At 71.2% G+C, this 18,174-nt stretch carries 16 protein-coding genes; 5 read left to right on the top strand and 11 right to left on the bottom strand.

The genetic code is table 11. From position 1 onward, the window contains the following. Nucleotides 1–14: 14 nt before the first annotated feature. The 4 genes from ACFWSK_RS32830 to ACFWSK_RS32815 all read right to left on the bottom strand — a co-directional run bounded on the left by ACFWSK_RS32830 (nt 15) and on the right by ACFWSK_RS32815 (nt 4,811). On the bottom strand, nt 15–1,091 hold the full coding sequence (locus ACFWSK_RS32830) for an LLM class flavin-dependent oxidoreductase (protein WP_383794307.1): 1,077 nt from the start codon (nt 1,089–1,091) through the stop codon (nt 15–17). 108 nt (nt 1,092–1,199) lie between these two features. Then, entirely contained in the window at nt 1,200–1,952 is a 753-nt protein-coding gene (locus ACFWSK_RS32825) for an amino acid ABC transporter ATP-binding protein (protein WP_383794346.1), read from the bottom strand. Between the two features lie 85 nt (nt 1,953–2,037). Beyond that, complete coding sequence (locus ACFWSK_RS32820) at nt 2,038–3,939, bottom strand: FAD/NAD(P)-binding protein (protein WP_383794304.1); 1,902 nt, start codon at nt 3,937–3,939, stop codon at nt 2,038–2,040. Then, nucleotides 3,936–4,811: an amino acid ABC transporter permease gene (locus ACFWSK_RS32815; RefSeq protein WP_383794301.1), complete on the bottom strand. Its 876-nt coding sequence runs from the start codon at nt 4,809–4,811 to the stop codon at nt 3,936–3,938. Before ACFWSK_RS32815 ends, ACFWSK_RS32820 begins: the two co-directional genes overlap by 4 nt. Nucleotides 4,812–5,272: 461 nt before the next feature. Here ACFWSK_RS32815 and ACFWSK_RS32810 point away from each other — a divergent pair, with 461 nt between their 5' ends. Beyond that, nucleotides 5,273–6,211, top strand: coding sequence for an ABC transporter substrate-binding protein (locus tag ACFWSK_RS32810; RefSeq protein WP_383794299.1), 939 nt, complete (start codon nt 5,273–5,275; stop codon nt 6,209–6,211). A 15-nt stretch (nt 6,212–6,226) separates the two neighbouring features. Here the strand turns inward: ACFWSK_RS32810 and ACFWSK_RS32805 are convergent, their stop codons facing one another. Next, a complete protein-coding gene (locus ACFWSK_RS32805; protein ID WP_383794295.1) occupies nt 6,227–7,543 on the bottom strand; it encodes a DUF5685 family protein in 1,317 nt (438 codons plus the stop codon). 284 nt (nt 7,544–7,827) lie between these two features. Here ACFWSK_RS32805 and ACFWSK_RS32800 point away from each other — a divergent pair, with 284 nt between their 5' ends. Beyond that, complete coding sequence (locus ACFWSK_RS32800; protein WP_383794293.1) at nt 7,828–8,268, top strand: cell division protein SepF; 441 nt, start codon at nt 7,828–7,830, stop codon at nt 8,266–8,268. Between the two features lie 110 nt (nt 8,269–8,378). Here ACFWSK_RS32800 and ACFWSK_RS32795 read toward each other — a convergent pair whose 3' ends face one another. Beyond that, nucleotides 8,379–9,590, bottom strand: coding sequence for an acyl-CoA dehydrogenase family protein (locus tag ACFWSK_RS32795; RefSeq protein ID WP_383794342.1), 1,212 nt, complete (start codon nt 9,588–9,590; stop codon nt 8,379–8,381). Nucleotides 9,591–9,673: 83 nt separating this feature from the next. Then, a complete protein-coding gene (locus tag ACFWSK_RS32790; protein WP_383794290.1) occupies nt 9,674–11,359 on the bottom strand; it encodes an MFS transporter in 1,686 nt (561 codons plus the stop codon). A gap of 532 nt (nt 11,360–11,891) precedes the next feature. On the opposite strand from ACFWSK_RS32790, the gene ACFWSK_RS32785 reads away from it, so the two are divergent. Next, nucleotides 11,892–12,884 (top strand): phosphatase PAP2 family protein, encoded by a 993-nt coding sequence (locus ACFWSK_RS32785; protein WP_383794288.1) that lies wholly within the window; start codon nt 11,892–11,894, stop codon nt 12,882–12,884. Between the two features lie 110 nt (nt 12,885–12,994). Here ACFWSK_RS32785 and ACFWSK_RS32780 read toward each other — a convergent pair whose 3' ends face one another. From ACFWSK_RS32780 to ACFWSK_RS32765, 4 genes are all read right to left on the bottom strand, one after another. After that, complete coding sequence (locus ACFWSK_RS32780) at nt 12,995–13,210, bottom strand: I78 family peptidase inhibitor (RefSeq protein ID WP_383794286.1); 216 nt, start codon at nt 13,208–13,210, stop codon at nt 12,995–12,997. Nucleotides 13,211–13,608: 398 nt separating this feature from the next. Further along, nucleotides 13,609–14,568: a helix-turn-helix transcriptional regulator gene (locus tag ACFWSK_RS32775; RefSeq protein WP_383794283.1), complete on the bottom strand. Its 960-nt coding sequence runs from the start codon at nt 14,566–14,568 to the stop codon at nt 13,609–13,611. Nucleotides 14,569–14,661: 93 nt separating this feature from the next. Further along, nucleotides 14,662–15,945 (bottom strand): glycosyltransferase family 4 protein, encoded by a 1,284-nt coding sequence (locus tag ACFWSK_RS32770; protein ID WP_383794280.1) that lies wholly within the window; start codon nt 15,943–15,945, stop codon nt 14,662–14,664. 105 nt (nt 15,946–16,050) lie between these two features. Next, nucleotides 16,051–16,656, bottom strand: a complete 606-nt coding sequence (locus ACFWSK_RS32765; RefSeq protein ID WP_383794278.1) for a transglycosylase family protein — start codon at nt 16,654–16,656, stop codon at nt 16,051–16,053. Between the two features lie 265 nt (nt 16,657–16,921). Here ACFWSK_RS32765 and ACFWSK_RS32760 point away from each other — a divergent pair, with 265 nt between their 5' ends. Together ACFWSK_RS32760 and ACFWSK_RS32755 are read left to right on the top strand one after the other, a co-directional pair. After that, a complete protein-coding gene (locus ACFWSK_RS32760) occupies nt 16,922–17,704 on the top strand; it encodes a hypothetical protein (protein ID WP_383794276.1) in 783 nt (260 codons plus the stop codon). A gap of 137 nt (nt 17,705–17,841) precedes the next feature. Continuing rightward, nucleotides 17,842–18,138, top strand: a complete 297-nt coding sequence (locus ACFWSK_RS32755; protein WP_383794274.1) for a hypothetical protein — start codon at nt 17,842–17,844, stop codon at nt 18,136–18,138. Nucleotides 18,139–18,174 lie beyond the last annotated feature (36 nt).

Raw genomic sequence — 18,174 nt, 5'->3', positions numbered from 1 at the left:
CTGCTTCGGCGCGCTCATGCCTCCTCCCCCGTCCGCGCCGCGAGGGCGTAGCGGCTGGCCGGGCGGGCCAGGCCGAGGTGTTCGCGGAGTGTGCCCCCGGGATAGAAGGTGCGGAACAGGCTGCGGTGCTGGAGCAGGGCCACGGTGCCGTTGACGATCCTTTCGAGGTCGCGCCCGGGTGCGATGGGCGTGAGGTGGAAGCCGTCCACGGCTCCGCCCCGGTGCCACCGGGTGATGAGTTCGGCGAGGTCCACCGGGCCGCCCCGGTAGTAGGAGCCCTCTCCGGCGAGCTGCGGTCCGCCGGTGAGCCCCGGTTCGGGCGCGGTCTCGGCGTCACCCAGGTCGACGGTGAGCGCGACCAGGACCCGCAGGGAGTCGGGGTCACGGCCGTGCGCGGCGGCTCGCCTGCGTACATCGGTACGGATCGCGGCGGCCTGCTCGGGCGTGGTGGCGCGCGCGTACACGACGTCCGCGTGGCGGGCGGCCGGTTCGCGGGCCGGGCCGCTCGTGCCGTCGATGACGGTGACGGGCCGGCCCTGGGGCGGCCTGGGCACGATGGCCGGGCCGCGGACCGAGAAGGTGCGGCCCTCGAAGTCGACGTAGTGCAGCTTGTCCCGGTCGACGAACCGTCCCGTCGCGGTGTCACGGATCTCGGCGTCGTCCTCCCAGCTGTCCCACAGCCGGGCCCCGGCGTCGGCGACCTCGCCCGCCTCCTGCCACAGCTCGGTGGCGGGCGCGGCGGGGCGGCGGCCGAACAGCCGGGCCTCGGCCTCGGTCGTGGACACGTCGGCGTTCCAGCCGGCCCGGCCCCGGCTGACCCAGTCGAGGGTGGCCACCGCGGACGAGACGTGGAAGGGCTCGGTGTGGGTGGTGGTGACGGTCGGCACGAGGCCGATCCGGTCGGTGGAGGGCGCGATCCGGGAGAGTACGGCGAGCGCGTCGAGTCCGGGGCGGGCGAAGGAGTCGCCGAGCGTGACGAAGTCGAGTGCGCCCTGTTCGGCGAGGCGGGCGAGCCCCAGGTAGTGGGCGGCGTCGTAGTGGGGCGGGCCGCCGATCTCGGCGGCCAGATGAAGGGGTCTGCTGGCGGACATGGGGGACCTCTCGGGTCGGATCTCGTTCGGGAAGGCCGGGCGGGCGGGGTCGCTCTCCTCGGCGGGCCGTGGAACTCAAGGGCCGTGGACCTCGAGGAACCGTGGACCTCAGAGGACCTTGGAGAGGAAGGCGCGGGTGCGCTCCTGGACGGGCCGGTCGAGCACGTCCGCGGGGGCGCCCTGCTCGACGATCCGTCCCTCGTCCATGAAGACCACGGTGTCGGCGACCTCCCGCGCGAAGCCGATCTCGTGCGTGACGACGATCATCGTGGTGCCCCCGCGCGCCAGGTCCCTGATCACGTCGAGGACTTCCCCGACGAGCTCGGGGTCGAGCGCCGAGGTCGGTTCGTCGAAGAGCAGCAGTTTCGGTTCGACGGCCAGCGCGCGGGCGATGGCGACCCGCTGCTGCTGTCCGCCGGAGAGCTGGGTGGGGTACGCCTCCGCCCGATCGGCGAGGCCGACGCGGGCCAGGAGTTCCTTCGCGGCGGCGACGGCCTCCTTCCGGGGCCGGCGGAGCGCGGCGACCGGGGCCTCGATGATGTTCTCCAGGACCGTGAGGTGCGGGAACAGGTTGAAGTTCTGGAAGACGAAGCCGATGCGGGTGCGCTGACGCAGGACCTCCCGCTCAGGGAGCTCGTGGAGCTTGTCGCCGTCCCTGCGGTAGCCGATGAGGGTGCCGTCGACGCTGATCCAGCCGCGGTCGACCTTCTCCAAGTGGTTGATGGTGCGCAGCAGGGTCGATTTGCCCGAGCCGGAGGGGCCGAGCACGACGGTCACCTCCCCCGTGCGTACGGAGAGGTCGATGCCGCGCAGGACGTCGGTGCCACCGAAGCTCTTGTGCACGGACCGGACTTCGACCATGGCGTGCGGGGCTCCGGGCGCTGCGGCGCGCTCCTGGCCGGTGTCTTTGTCGACGAGTGGATCAATGGATGGATCGAGGGACCGGTCACTGATGAGCGGCATGGGAGTTCCTTTGGCGACTTGTGTACGGAAGGGGGTGCGGCGCTCCGGGTGCCGGGGCGGCCCCGGCCGGGCGGTCGCGCAGGAACGCCAGGACGGTCCGCGCGGTGGCGTCGTTCTGACCGAACGCCGGGCCGCCGGTGCGCGGCCGGGTGAACGCCCCGCCGGCACGGGCCGTGGTGTTCGGCCCGAGGGCGAAGCGGCGCGGGTGCGGGCGTCCCTCACGGTCCAGAATCCGGCCGTCGGCCGGGTCCACCGAGAGCAGTCCCGAGTCGGTGGCGGCGGCCCCGTCCTCGTACAGACCCCGGAGCAGGGGGCTGCGGGTGTACTGGACCGAGGGGTCGGGGAGCCTGGCCTCGACCAGGGCACGGGCCTCCGTCCACTCACCGGGCACGGTGGAACCGCCGGCCCGGAAGACTCCCCGCTCCTCGTCGGTCTCCACGGTGAGGGAGGCGCCGAGGAAGCGGACGACGCCGGCCCGGGAGAGGGCGAGGAGCTGACGGAGCCGGGGGCCGGGGGGCCCGGAGGCGAGGTAGCTGAAGTAGCCGTGCCACCAGGTGCCTATGTCGCCGAGCCGGATCAACTGCCCGTAGACGGAGAGCAGTCCGAGGAAGACGGCGAGGTCGGGGCTGTGGCCCGGGTCGTGGCGGCGTTCGAGGTCGGCGGTGATGTAGGCGCGCAGCCCGTCCTGAAGGGAGTCGTGGGAGGAGTGGCGTACGCCGTCCAGCGGGTGGTCGAGCGCCGTCAGGGCGAGCCGGTCGGCCGGGTCCGGCACGGCGGCGGAGACCAGGACGTCCAGTTCGGGGCTGCCGGGCTCCGAGGCGTCGTACTTCTCCTCGAAGACGGCCCATGACTCGGCGGTGCGCTCGGGGTGGGCGGTGAACAGCCGGTGGTAGTGGGCATGGCCGAGCTCCTTCTCGACGAGCGGCCACACGTCGCGCATGAAGTCGGGCGGTCCGCTCCTCCGTAGCAGCTCATCGGCCTGCCGGGGGCCGAAGTAGCGTGGCGGCGGGGGCGGTTCGCCCTGCCAGCCGTAGCCGATCTTGGAGTGGTACGGGACACCGCGCCGCGATCCGACGTACAGCACGGGCTCCCGGCCGGAGGGCAGATAGACGCCGTCCTCGTACCGGCCGCCGCGCCCCTCGGTGAGCAGCACCATCAGGTCGATGAAGGCGAGACCGAAGCCACGGACGATGACCGGGTCACCCGCGGGCAGGACGGAGAGGTCGCTGTCGGCGGTGAAGTCCGGCGGCAGATGGACGAGTCCGTGGCGCGCGGCGAAGGACGCCAACCGCTGTTGTCCGGCGTCCGGTCCGGCGTCGAGATGACCGGTGGTGAGGACGACGAGATCGGCGTGGAGGGGCTCGGTGCGCCCTTCCAGCCAGACCTGCTGGCGGTCTCCGCGCGGACCGCTGACGCGCAGGGCCCGGCCGCGGTGTTCGTGCACGGTGATGCCCGGCGGTAGCGCGGCGACGGCCTGTTCGTAGACCCAGCGCAGATAGGCGCTCTGGAGCCGCCGGCTGGGAAAGTCCTGCCCCCGCAGCGCCTTGATCTCTTCGAGGATCCCGGGTGCCGAGCCGACGGTGATCCGGCCGTCGCGGACGTCGGCCGCCCAGGTGTGCAGCGCTGGTCCGGGTCGTACGGGGCCGTCCTGGCGCACCGTGTCGTCGGTGAACATCGTGACGTCCTCGGCCATGGAGTTCATCCGCAGCAGCGGGGACTGGTCCTGCCGCCAGATCCGGCCGCCGCCCGGCGGGTACGGGTCGACGAGGTGGATGTCGAGGCCCCGGCCGGCGTACAGCTCGGGCGCGTTGGCGGCGATGCGCTCGATGACGCCGGTGCCGCGCGGTCCCCCGCCGATGACGACGAGCGTGGGAAGGGCGCTCATCGGGTGCCTGCCGTGCCCCGCGCGTAGTGCCGCTCGACGTAGTGCTGCCCGATGCTGAGGAGGGAGGTGACGGCGACGTACCAGAGGGTGGCGACGAGCAGCAGCGGGATGACCTGGTAGGTGCGGTGGTAGACGAGCTGAACGGAGTGGAGGAGGTCCTGCACGGCGATGATGCTGACGATCGAGGTGCCCTTGAGCGTGCCGATCAGCATGTTCCCGGCCGGCGGGACGATGGAGCGCATCGCCTGCGGCAGCACGATGCGGTGGAAGCGGCGCCACGGCCCGAGGCCGAGCGACTGGGCGGCCTCCAGCTGACCGCGCTCGACGGAGAGGATGCCGCCGCGGACCACTTCGGCGGCGTACGCGGCCTCGTGCAGCGTGAGTCCGATGACGGCGACGGTGACGGGGCCGAGGAGGTTCACGGTGCTGACGCCGAGGATCTGCGGGTACAGCGCGCCGATGTTGAACCAGAAGAGCAGCTGGACCAGGATCGGGGTGGACCTGAACAGCCAGACGTATCCCCAGCTCACCACTTTCAGCACGTGGTTGCCGGACAGCCTGAGCACGGCCAGGAGGGTGCCGAGCGCGAAGCCGAGCACCATGACGAGCGCGGTGAGCCACAGGGTCAGGCCGAGTCCGCGCAGGACCGAGTCGGTGGTGAGGTAGGCGCCGACCACCTCCCACTGGAAGGCGTCGTTACGGACGACCGAGCTCAGGGCCAGGGCGAGGAGTACGAGGACGGCGGCGGCCGCCGCCCACTGTCCCGTCCGGCGTACCGGGACGATCCGCAGCGCGACGGGATCGTCGCCCTCGCCGGGTGGATCGGGTGCCAGGGGGACGGGGGAATCGAGGGCATGCGGCTGCGCGGGCATGAGAAGGCTCCGTGGATGCGGGATCGAACACGGGGCGTGCCTTCACAGCACAGCAACACGACGCGGACCGGGCCCCTCAGCGCCGGTCCGCTTCCGAGACAAGCGCTGTGCACGGCCTGTTGTCAAGCTTGTCCACACTGTGAGTCGTGCGTCCCACATCAGTTGACGCACACACAGATGCCTGTTCCACTGGGGCCATGTATGCGCAGCAGTGGCTGGTCACCCGCTCCCACATCGACTTCGGTCGTGTGTGGTCCTCTTCCTGTTGAGCTGACCCCCTGCGTCTCCGTTCCACCCGCTCGCGCCCTTCCGCGCCGCTGAGCGTTTCTCCCCGCGTGCCTTCACGTACACGACGTCGCGTCACCCTCCCCTCGCACAGCTGATCTCCCGCCCCGTGCTCCGCGCTGCCCCCCGCACCGGAACGCGGCCGGCTTCCTCGACGAACCTGGAGACGCACCGCCATGCCCCGAACCCGGCACACCGCCGCCTTCGCGCTGATCACCGTCGCCGCGCTCACGCTCACCTCATGCGGATCGGCGGACCCGGCACCGGCCGGGGGCGCACGGCCCGCCGCCGCAAAGGGGAAGATCCCGACGACCGATGTGGTCTCGTCGGTACGGAAGAACGAGGCCGCGGCCAAGCTGCTGCCCCCGGACGTCCGCGCCTCCGGCACCCTCAGCATCGCCTCCAGTGTCGGCACTCCGCCGGGGGCCTTCTATCTGGAGGACGGCAGGACACCGGCCGGCGCCGACATCGACTTCGCGGACGCCGTGGCCAGGGCACTCGGAGTGGAGCTGAAGCGCGAGGTCGCGTCCTTCGACGCGATCCTGCCCGCTCTCGGCAGCGGAAAGTACGACGTGGGCACAGGGAACTTCGGGGTCACCGACGAGCGTCGCAGGACCATCGACTTCGTGACGTACATCAATGACGGCCAGGGCTTCGCGGTCCGCGAGGACAGCCCGCTGAAGAAGGTCACCGACCTCACCCAGCTCTGTGGACTCACCGTGGCCACCGGAGCCGGGACCACCTTCGAGGTCACCCTGGAGGAGAACAGGCACCGGTGCGCCGAAGCGGGCAAGAAGCCGTACGACGTGCGGACGTACGCCGATCAGGCCGCCATCTGGATCTCGCTCCAGCAGGGCCGCAGCGATGTCGTGATGTCCACGATCAACGGGCTGCGCTACGCGGTGACGCAGCAGGAGGGTCTGCGCTTCCTCAACGAGTTCAAGCGGCTCGACGTCGGATTCGCCTTCAAGAAGGACACCCCGCTGGCGCCCGCGTTCCAGGCCGCCGTCAACAGCATCAAGGCGGACGGCACCTACGACCGCATCCTGAAGAAGTGGGGCACCACCGCTTCGGCGATCGAGACCTCGCAGATCTCGCCGCCCGAGCTCAGGTGACCGCGGCCGGACGGCTCAGCAGTCGCACCCGCAGTCGCAGTCGCAGCAGCCGCCCTCGCCGTCACCACCACAACTGCTGCAGCAGTTGCACACGTCGCAGCAGGAGCCGCAGTCGCACTGGCTGCAGAGCCCTCCGCGCTCCTCGCGGCTCCAGGGCCCCTGGTACGACCCGCAGCACATCTGGCCGGTGCAGGCGAGGCCCGTCCACACCAGACAGCCGGCGATCAGTCCGCGCCGGTCGCGCGGCGGCGGGGGCGGCGGGGAGGGCGGACCGTACGGCCCGCCGGGTGTCGGGGTGTACGGGGCGCCGGGGGGCGGCCCGAACGCCCCGGACGGCCGCCCGTCCGGCTGCTGACGGCCCGTCCGCTGCCCGCCGTCCAGGAGCACGGCGCCGGGAAAGGCGTCCCCGGGAAGCTCGCCGCCCTGGGCCCCGGCCCGCTGGTGCGAGCAGGTGGCCGAGCCGAACGCCCGGTCCACCGAGCGCCGCAGTTCGTGTACGAGCAGGACGTGCGCGAGCTTGCTGTCGGTGAACTCCGCGTCGCCCAGCGCCAGCCGTACGCCGTGCAACGCGTCGTCGCACAGGCGCCGCGCCTCGGCGAGCGAGGTGCCGGTCGCGGTGAGCGGGTTCCAGGCACCCGACGCGGCGTCGGCTTCCCGGTCCTCCACGGCATCCAGCAGGTGCGCGAGCCGCCCGAAGAGCCGGCCGGCCTCGGCGAGCGGCGCCGCGTTCTGCGGCCTGCCCGCGAGCACGGCGGTGTGCGCGAAGGCCGCGGCGGTCGCCGTCTCGGTGGGCTCGGTGACCGTCAGCAGCGGGGTTCCGAGGCCGGCGAGCGACTCGATCCCGGTCTGCCGGTCCACCGCGTCGACCAGCACCGCCGTATCGAAGCCGAGCTCTGCTCCCGTACGCGCCCCGGCCCGGTCCCAGCCCGCGGCGACCCGGCGCGCCGCCGCCGCGACCGGGCGCCGCGCCAACAGGCCGTCCCGGTCGGCCACGTGATCGCGCACCTTCGCGGAGGCCAGCACGAGCGAGACCGCGGCGGCGAGCCGCGCACCCTCACCGCGTGCGACGGGTGCGGTGCGCATGGAGCGCAGCGGACAGGGGCCCGCGGTGCGGCGCAGCCCGGTGTCGCGTTCCGCCTGAGCCTCCGTCAGGACCGAGACGATCAGGCCGTCATAGTTCGTGACAACCCGGGCGAACTGCCCATGATCCGAGCGCAGCGCGAGGCAGAGTCCGCACAGATGCGCCATCCACTCCTTCTTCAGCCGCTCCGACAGGCGGTGCGTACAGGGCCTGACGATTCCGAACACGACGGTCCCCCGGGAGTTGTTCATGGTCCGCGCCGGGCTCGTGCACCTGCGCGGCGTGCATCGTATCGAGTGATCCGTTCACCCGTACGCCCCCATGTCACCCGTACGGACCGGAGCATCATATTTTCCTTCTGCCAGCTGCCGTATGCAGGAGGAACCTTGACGAATCGCCATATCTTCTGCACCAGTACCGTCACGAATCCCCTGCGCGCCGACAATCCACTTGGCGCGCTATCCGCATGATGGACGACCATAGGGATACGAAAGAGATGCGGAACACCAAGGAACCGCGGTGAGAGGAGGCGTCCATGGGATCGGTGCGCAAGGCGAGTGCCTGGCTGGGCCTCGTAGAGGACAACGACGAGCGGTACTACGACGACGAGTACTCCGAAGGTGCTGAGACCGGTACGGGCCAGGCGTGGGTGACCGACCCGCGCGTGCAGGTGGCTTCCGAGACGGCCGAGGAGAAGGGCCGCCGGATCGCGACCGTCACCCCCGACAGCTTCCGGGACGCACGGGGTATCGGCGAGCTCTACCGGGACGGTGTCCCGGTGATCGTCAATCTCACGGCCATGGACCCCACCGACGCCAAGCGCGTCGTGGACTTCGCCGCGGGGCTGACCTTCGGACTGCGCGGCTCGATCGAGCGCGTGGCGACCCGGGTCTTCCTGCTGACCCCTGCCGACACCCAGGTACTCAACGGCGAAGCCGCCGGCCGGCCGGCCGACGGCTTCTTCAACCAGAGCTGAGCCAGGAGGGTGCTGAAGATCCTGGCTGGATCAGGACGAGGCGAGCCCCAGGATCTTCAGCACCCTCCTGGGGTGCTCGCCGGGACGACCCGGCCAGAGCCCCGACCGCTCTACCGGAAGGCGTCCAGACCGGTGAGCGCCTTGCCCAGCACCAGCTGGTGCATCTCCACCGTCCCCTCGTAGGTGAGCACCGACTCCAGATTCGTCGCGTGACGCATCACCGGGTATTCGAGCGAGATCCCGTTGGCGCCGAGGATCGTGCGCGAGGTGCGGCAGATCTCGATGGCCTCCCGCACGTTGTTGAGCTTTCCGAAACTGACCTGTTCGGGGCGGAGCGTGCCCGCGTCCATCCGCCGGCCCAGATGGTGGGCGAGCAGGATGCCCTTGTGCAGTTCGACAGCCATGTCCGCGAGCTTGGCCTGCGTGAGCTGGAAGCCGCCGATCGGCTTGCCGAACTGCTCCCGGGTCTTCGCGTAGTCGACCGCGGACTCGAAGCTGGCCCGCGCCGCGCCCATCGCCCCCCAGACGATCCCGTACCGGGCATGGCTGAGGCAGCTGAGCGGGCCCCGCAGACCGGTGACCCCGGGCAGGACCGCGTCCGCCGGCAGCCGCACTCCGTCGAGGACCAGTTCGCTGGTGACGGAGGCCCGCAGCGACCACTTGTGCTTGATCTCGGGTGCGGAGAAGCCCGGGGTGTCCGTCGGAACGGCGAAGCCTCGGATTCCGGTGCCACCCGCGCCCTCGTCGGTCTGCGCCCAGACGACGGCGACCCCGGCGACCGAGCCGTTGGTGATCCACATCTTGCGGCCGTCGAGCACCCAGTCCTCGCCGTCGCGCCTGGCGTACGTGCGCATCCCGGCCGGGTCGGAGCCGTGGTCCGGCTCGGTGAGCCCGAAGCAGCCGATGATCTCGCCCGCCGCCATGCCGGGCAGCCACTGCAGCTTCTGCTCCTCGGAGCCGAAGCGGTGGATCGCGTACATGGCGAGGGAGCCCTGCACGGAGACGAGAGAGCGGATTCCTGAGTCGGCCGCCTCCAGTTCCAGACAGGCCAGCCCGTACTGGACGGCGGTGGCGCCCGCGCAGCCGTATCCCTCCATGGACATGCCGAGGGCGCCGAGCGAGCCCAGCTCCCTGGCGAGCTCGCGGATGCCGGGCAGTTCGCCGTTCTCGTACCACTCGGCGATGTGCGGCAGCACACGGTCGGCGGCCCAGGCCCGGACGGTGTCACGGATCGCGAGGTCCTCGGGGCCGAGCAGATCGTCGATGCCGATCGGGTCGGCGGGGTCGAACGGCGGAAGCTTCGACGGCTTCGAGGGCGGCATGGTGGACATGAGGGCGCCTCCGGCGGCTCGCACGGAACGAAAACTAGCAGTGGTAGTTATGACGTCCGTGCCGACATTACGGCTCAGTGTGCCGCTCGTCCAGAGCCGGTCGCCTCGGCGGGTTCGCGTCGCGACGGCAGCGAAAGCTTCGGCTCGGGACGCTCATCGACGCTCGTCGCCCGGGGTTCGGCGGCGCGCGGTTCACGGGGCCCGCAGGACTCCGCGGGCGTGCAGTCCATGACCTTCGGCAGGCGCAGGGCGGCAACCGCCCCGAGCAGCAGGAGACCGGCGCTGACCAGCAGTGTGAGGTGGAGGCCGTTCATGAAGGCGTGCCGGGCCGTGGTGCGCAGCAGGGCGCCCATCGGGCCACCGAGCTGCCCCGCCACCTGGTACGCCTCGCCCAGGGAGTTCGAGGCCGCCGTGCCCGCCTCGGCGGGCACACCCCGGCCGTGCAGCCCGGAGAGGCCCGGAGCGTAGGCGGCGTTCATGACGCTGCCGAGCAGCGCGATCCCCATCCCCGCCCCCAGCTGGTAGGACGTCTCACCGATGGCCGCCGCACCGCCCGCCCGCTCGGCCGGCACCTCGCTCAGCATCGATTCGTACGCGCCGAAGAGCGTGGACTGCAGCCCGAAGCCGAGCAGCACGAAGCCGACGGTCAGGAGGACGGGCCGGTCGTGCTGCCCCATCAGGGTCAGCAGCAGCACCGCGGCCGCCGTCAGTACGAAACCCCAGCCGACCATCCGGCGGGGGCCGACGCGGCGCAGGGTGTACGAGCCGGTGGCGCCCGCCGCCATCGCGGCGAAGGTCAGCGGCAGCAGCCGCAGGCCGGTCTCCAGCGGGCTGAGGTCCAGGACCAGCTGGAGGTACTGGACGGCGATCAGCTCCAGGCCGACCAGAGCGAGCATGGCGAGGACGATGCAGCCCACCGCGGTGCTGAACGCGGGCCGGGAGAACATCGCTATGTCGATCAAAGGATGCGCTCGGCGCTTCTGCCGGCGTACGAAGAGGAAGAGCAGCGCGGCACCGATCACCAGGGGGGCGAACGTCGCGACGCTCACCACACCCTCGCCGCCGCCCAGCCGCTTCACCCCGAGGACGACGCCCAGCACACCGGCCGCGGCCAGCAGCGCGCCGAGCACGTCCCACGGGCCGTCGGTGGCACCGCGGGATTCCGGAAGCAGCCGGCGGCCGAGCGGCAGCATGACCGCCATCAGCGGGATGTTGATCAGGAAGACGGAGCCCCACCAGAAGTGCTCGACCAGGAAGCCGCCGATCACCGGCCCGGTGGCGGCGCCGACCGCGGCGACGGCCGTCCACACCCCGATGGCCAGGGCCCGCTCACGACGGTCCGGGAAGACCTGGCGGAGGATGGAGAGGGTCGCCGGCATGATCATCGCGCCGCCGACGCCGAGCAGGGCGCGGGCCGCTATGAGTACGGCGGGGGTGTCCGCCATCGCGGCGACCGCCGAGGCGACACCGAACAGCGCGTAACCGAACAGCAGGACCCGCCGTCTGCCGATCCGGTCACCGAGCGTGCCGAAGAGGATGAGCAGCGAGGCGCAGACCAGCGGGTAGGCGTCCACGATCCAGAGCAGCCCCACGGCACTGGGACGCAGATCCTCGGTGACGGCGGGTACGGCGACATGGAGCACCGTCGCGTCGAGGGCGACGAGCAGCAGACTGAGGCAGAGGACGACCAGCACGGCCCAGCGGTTGGCGCCGGTGCCTGCTTCACGCAGCCGGTTTCCGGCCGTGGTCGTCCCAGACATGTACGTACCTCCCAGAGTGTCCCTCACGCTCGGCAGACCATCGGGAACCCCGCGTACGGCATCCCCAGGCCCGGCATCGATGGGCGAGTGATCCGTCAGCGTACGCGAGTTCGGCGTGGTCAGACGTGGTCCACCTCATACCCCGGTCCGCCGTGGAGTGTGGCGTACGCCACGCCGACCCGTCCCGCCGGGCCCCTTCGCTCGCTCGCTCCGGACGCCGTGGAACGGCGTACGAGCGGTGCCGCACGGGGCGGAGGCCACCCCAGTGGCACCTCCGCGACACCCTTCGGCCACCTCCCGGACACGCACCGCGAATGGCCGGAGAATTTCGTACAAGATCCATTCGGCACTATTTCCACAGGGCTCAAACACGCTTACGAGGCGGCCGTGGAACCTATTGGACGAAAGGTCACCGGGATTCTCCGTGGCGTTCGGAATTGAGGCCCGGCTGAGACAAAGTCCACATCACATCGTCATCACAAAGCGGCCGGGACGGCCTGCTCTCACACTCACTCGCTGTAACGTCGATTGGGTGCGTACCGACATCTTTGCCCGACTGGACCGGGAGCCGGAACCGCCGAAGATAGAGATCCCGCGGATGAGTCCTCACCGCATCGCTCTCTTCGGCGGGACTTTGGCGTTCTACCTCGCCATCGTCGTCGCCGTGCTGGTCTCGTCCTGGCTGGTGGCCCTCGACTGGAAGGTCATGCTGTTCCGGCCGTACCAGCAGTGGCCCGAACTCCACGCCTTCCTCGACTACTACGTCGTACTGGGGCAGCGAGGCCCGACGGCCGTGATGGTCGCCTGCTGGCTGGGCTGGCGGTCCTGGCGCCAGCACACCCTGCGTCCGCTGCTCACCCTCGGCGCCTCACTGCTGCTGCTCAACGTGACGGTCGGCGCCGTCAAGCTCGGCCTCGGGCGGCTCGGGCCGCACTACGCGACACAGATCGGCTCTGCCGAGATGTTCGCGGGCGGCGATATATTTCCTTCCGGACACACCGCGAACGCCGTCGTGACCTGGGGAATCCTCGCCTATCTGGCCACCACGCCACGGGCCAGGCGCTACCTGTCGGCCCTGTCGGCGACGGTCTCGCTGGGCGTCGGACTCACCACCGTCTACATCGGGACGCACTGGCTCAGCGACGTCCTGCTGGGCTGGGCTGCGGGTCTGCTGATCATGCTGGGCCTGCCGTGGTTCGAGCCGGTGATCACCCGCGCCGAGGCACGGATCTTCGCGGTGCGCGAGCAGTGGCGCGCGCGCAGGCGCCTCGCGCCGGTCGTGCCGGTCGCCGTCGGCGGACCGCAGCCCGTGCTGCTGCCGCAGTCGCTCGGCGCCGGGGACACCGAGGACCCGAACCCGTCCCTCGGCCCGGCCGGTCACCCGGCGCTCAGCACCCGGCCGCGCGCGCACACCGTGCGCTCCGAGCGGACCCCGGTCACTCCGGCCGGCCCCCGCCGCCCGCCGCACGCGGACCGCGCCCCCCGGGCGAACACCACCCCGGCCCGGCCCATGGGCGGAAGCTGAACGACCCCTCTGAACTGCGGGAACGGTACGCACAGCCGCTCCCCCGCACAGCGAAGGCCCCGACTACGGTCGGGGCCTTCGCTGTGCGGGTGCCGTCTCGTGCCGCTCGGTCAGCCCACCCAGCAGCGGGTCACGGCGGACCGGTCGACCTCGAAGTTGATCCGCCCCTTCATGAACTCCATGGTGATGATCGAGCCCGGTGGCAGTGCCCTGACGGTCTTCCAGCCACGGGCCCTGGCCTGCCGCTCGGCGGCCGCGGCATCGAGGCCGACGTACGACTGCGGACTGTCGTCCGGCTGTGCGGGGGGAGTCGGTGTAGGTGCCATACCCACCACCGTAGGCGGCCCCGGACCGTGACGGAAGGCGGGATACGGGGGCTCCGCACCGCATCCCCACATGCCGTGCCGGTCACGCTTGTGTCACAGAATCCCCACACCCGTTTACATCGAACAGCTTCACTCGAACGGGCAGTTCTGAACTACCGGTGCTTTATGCGCGGACAACCGGGAATGGTCCACGCGACGCACACGGCGGAGAATTGCCACCGGGGTCGGATCTCCGGGTGACCTGCTATTTCTCCGCTCGCGAGGCACCGCGGAAACATCCACGCCATCTGAAATTCATGCTTTCTTATGTAGGACTTATATTTCTCGCATTTCAGCCGCCCGACCCCTCCCAGCCGACCGGAATGCACTACTCCGGACAGCCTCGCACCCGGGGCCGTTCAGCCCAGCGCCCGGGAGAGACGGTCCCTCGCCGTCCTGATGGCGCCGGTGAGCTCCTGGGGCTCCACCACCTCGAAATCGAAGCCCAACAGCATCACGTGAATCACCAGCACGTCCAGGCTGGCGGCCCCCGTACGCAACAGAGAACTGTGCTCGTCGACCGCCTCCAGCACCCCTGCGGAGGGCGAGATCCGCTCGGCCGCCTGTTCGAGCGGGGCCTTCAGCAGGATGACCGCCCGCACCGCGTACACCGAGGAGGAGACGCCCTCGGAGACGTACGCCGCCAGGTCCTCAGCAGGGGCGTCGCGCGGTGCGAAGCGGGGGCCGTGCGGCGGCGTGAGCGTGATCCGGTCCGCGCGGAACGTGCGCCAGTCGGAGCGGTCCGCGTCCCAGCCGACCAGATACCAGCGGCGTTCCGTGCACACCAGGCGGTGCGGCTCGACGGTCCTGTGCGAGACCGAGCCGCCGTGGTCGCGGTAGTCGAACCGCAGCCGCTCGCTGTCCCGGCAGGCCCCCGCCAGCTCGGTAAGTACACCGGGATCGACCGTGGACGCCTCGGGGCCCCTCAGCATGGGCACGGTGAAGGCGCCCAGCGCGCTCACCCGGCGCCGCAGCCGGTCCGGCAGCACCTGTTCGAGCTTGGCGAGCGCCCGGACCGAGGTCTCGCCGATGCCCTCGACGCCGTGGCCCGCGGCCGTACGCAGCCCCACGGCGACCGCCACCGCCTCCTCGTCGTCCAGGAGAAGTGGTGGCAGCTGGGCGCCCGCGCCGAGCTGATAGCCGCCGCCCGTGCCCGGATGCGCGTGGACCGGATAACCGAGCTCGCGCAGCTTGTCGACATCGCGGCGGACGGTACGCGGCGTCACGCCGAGACGGTGCGCCAGATCGGCTCCTGACCAGTCCCGGTGGGCCTGCAGCAGCGAGAGCAGGCGCAGCAGTCGTGCCGAGGTCTCCAACATGGGGAGAGTGTGGCAGCGGTTGCGGACAACCAGTGTCCGCAACCGCTGCCGGGCTCCCCGGCCGGAAGGACGGCCGTCAGGCGGCGCGGGACGTCAGGCGGCCCTCCCCTTGCGGATCACGTCGGCCGCCTTGTAACGCAGCGCGTACGCCCCGTCGAGCACACTGCCGCGGGAGCGGTGCAGTACGGTGCGCAGCGCGCTCTGCGAGCGGCCGCGCCTCCCCCGTGCGGCCAGCTCGGTGTAGAGGCTCAGGTGGCGCTCCGCGATGGGCGCCGGGTCGAACCTCGCGGAGGAGGCCAGCGCCGCGCTGCCCATGCGGCGGCGCAGCTCCTCGTCCTCCATCAGGCCGAGCAGGGCAGCGGTGAGCGCGGCCTTGTCCCCTATCGGCACCAGCCGCCCGTCGGTGCCGTCGTCGATGATCTCGGCCGGGCCGTAGGGGCAGTCGGTGGCCACGACCGGCAGCCCGCAGCGCATCGCCTCGACGATGGTCATACCGAAGGACTCGCGGTCCGAACTCACCGCCGCGATGGAACCCTTGGGCCACTCGGTCTCCATCGGGTGCACCGCACCCATCAGGAACACCTGTTCCTGGAGGCCGAGTTCGTCGATGAGCCGGCGCAGCGCCTCCTGCTCGTTGCCGGTCGCGTCGCCGCTGCCGTAGATCCGCAGCCGCCAGTCCGGCCGGACTGCCGCCACCTCGGCGAAGGCCCCGATCAGCAGGTCGTACCGTTTGACCCGGTGCAGCCGTCCCGCCGCGACGACCCATTTCTCCTCGCAGGCCGCAGGCGGGCCCGCGGGCGCCGGAACGCTGTTGGCGATGGCCTCGATCCGGACTCCCGGCAGCCGCAGACGGGTCCGGTAGTCCTCGGCGTCGGCCTCCGTCACGGTCGTGACGGCGTCGAGCAGCCCGTAACGGTGGCCGATCTCGCGGCGCAGCCGGTACGGGTGGCTGCCGAGCGTCAGGTGCTCCTGCGCGACGCGCACCGGCCCGCGCCTCGCCTGCCGGCTGATGTGGACGTTGAGGCCGGGCCGCGTGCCGACGACGACGTCGGCCTCCAGCGACTGCAGATGGTCCGCGATCCGGGCGTCGGTGAGCCTGCTGTACTGCTTGTGCCTGCTGTCCCCGCGCGGGAACACCGCGGCGGGCCTCGCGTGTTCGGGCGCATCGCCGTCGTAGGACGGGCTCTTCCTGCGCAGGTCCACGAGATGCCTCAGCCGTACGCCCGCGGGAGCCCCCAGCGAGGGTGCGTCACGGTGCCGGAAGACCGAGACGATCTCGATGTCGTGGTGCTCGGCCAACTGACCGGCCAGATTGAAAGTCGTACGGATCGTTCCCCCGATGCCGTACGCGTTGTGAAGCAGAAATGAAATGTGCATTGCGTCGCCGTATCCCCCTGGTCGACTGGTCTGTTGGGGACTGTACTTGTCGCCCAGTCAGCACACAGCATTCACACAGAAGTTCTACTGCGGGTCACGGATCGGTCACAGCAAGCCGATGACCAGCAGTGTTCCCGGAATTAGTCGGTCCGGATCTTCGCCGATCCTTGCGGCGTTGGCGCGGTACAAAGCCCTCCAGCCGCCCTCGATCCCGTAGTCGGCGGCGATGGAAGTGAGCGTCTCGCCCTTGCGGACCGTATGCACCCGGCCGTAGCTGCGGTACGGAGCGCCGCAGTGCGGCCAGGCGCCCCAGCCCTGGGTGCCCAGCACCTCCTCGGCGACCTGGATCTGTTCCTCACGGGTGGCCAGGTCTGCGCGCGGAGCATGGTCCCGGCCGCCGTGCTCCTCCCACGTCGACTGCCGGAACTGGAGCCCGCCGTAGTAGCCGTTGCCCGTATTGGCGTGCCAGTCGCCACCGCTCTCGCAGGCGGCGACGCAGTCCCACAGGCCCTTGCTCGCGTCGCAGGCGTAACCCCCGGGCCGGAAACCTCCCGGCGGGCCGTTCGCGGGCGCACCCGGCGAAGGAACCGGGGGCGGCGGGGCGGCCGGCGCGGCAGGCGACGCCGCGAACAGCAGCGCGAGAGAGAGGAGGACCGCCGCCACCGGCACGGACGGGGGCGGGGCTGCGGGCCTGGAGCGCGGATGCGGCATCGGGTCACGCTAAGCGGACCGGACCGTACGGGGACCTGGCCCACGCGGCACACCGGCGAGCCGCACCCGGTCGGCCCCCTGCGTCCCCCCGACGGCCGTGCTCCGGCTGTGGGCCACTACCCGGTGTCCGGATGGACCGGCACCGCCGCCCGCGGACTTCCGCACTTCGGTGCCCCTTCGCGCGTGACCCAGGCCGTGGGTCTTCCGTTGTCCTTTCATGAGCCGGGAACAGCCCGGCCAACGCACCGAGTTCGAGGAGCCACCCGTGCCGCGCATGCTCGACGTAAGCGAGGACGTACGCGCCGAGATCGGCGATGCCGAAGCCGACCGGCTGCTCGTCGGCGACAGCGCCCCAGGCAATTACGACTGCACTTCCTGCCGGACCCCCGGCGACTCCGAGCAGGAGCGCACCAGCACGGTGCTGTTCGTCGGCGAGGAGACCGCCGTGCTCGCGTTCGCCCACGCGACCTGTATCCCCTCGCAGGTCGTCCAGGTAGCGGAGGACCAGCTCCAGGGGGCGGTGCGGTCCATCACCGGCAGCGAGCCGGAGAACCCGGAGGGTCTCATGCCCGAACAGGCTGTCCTCGGCATCACCAGCGGTCTCGTCCTGATCGAGGACGATCTGCGACCGGCCCTGGTGGTCGAGCCGACCGGCCCCATCGCCCGGCCCGGCACCGACGGCAGCGGGGGCGACGAGTTCCTCCAGCTGCTGCTGGAGCAGGGCTTCCGGCCCACCCCCGACGTGAGCAGGCTGCCGGCCGTGCTCCCCGGCTGGTCGGTGCTCCTCGCCATGGGGCAGCTGCACGCGGTGCTCCAGCCGGGTTCCGGAGGCGGCACCCCCGTCGCCTGGTGGCAGGCCCACCAGCCGCTCCAGGTCACCGAGGGCTGGCGGACCGCGGCCAACAAGGCGCAGACCGTCCTGGTCTTCGCGGCCCCGGCCGGCTCGATCGGCCAGCAGCCGCGCGAGGACCTGCTCCGCGACGCCCTGGAGAAGGCCGCGGTCAACGGTCTCCTGGTGGCCGCCGCAATGCCGCTGGCCGGTACCTGACCATGCCGGTACGTCCTTCGTACCCCCGCCGAACAGGGATTTCTCCGCCGGGCCCGCATCCGTCCGGCGGCGAGGTCGTTGGCACATACGTGCACTCATACGACCCCTCCCGCCAGCACCAGAGTCAGATTCCTGCCATGCGTCCGTCGCAGGACCCATCGGGCGGGAAGTCGCCGACTCCTATCTACGACGCGCTGTACTCCGAGTACCGGCGGTCGTTCCGCGCGCTGCCGGGCGACCGGAGCGGCGAGGAGAATCTCTCCTACCCGGGGTTCGGCGCCGGACTGTTCGGCAGCCGGACCCCGCTGAGCAGCCAGCAGGCCACCGGCGGGCAGACCACCCACACCGGGAACCTCGGTTCCTGGCAGCGCGTCGGCCGGCACGCGGGCCGCGCCCAGCCCGCGGCTCTGCCGCCGGGATCGCGGGAGCACTGACGGTACGACGAAGCCCCGGACCACTCGCCTTCCGCG

Source organism: Streptomyces sp. NPDC058620 (genome assembly GCF_042717135.1).
In the GTDB taxonomy this organism is placed as follows: domain Bacteria; phylum Actinomycetota; class Actinomycetes; order Streptomycetales; family Streptomycetaceae; genus Streptomyces.
Note: the sequence above shows the minus strand (reverse complement) of the source record. Positions and strands in the feature narration are given on the sequence as shown.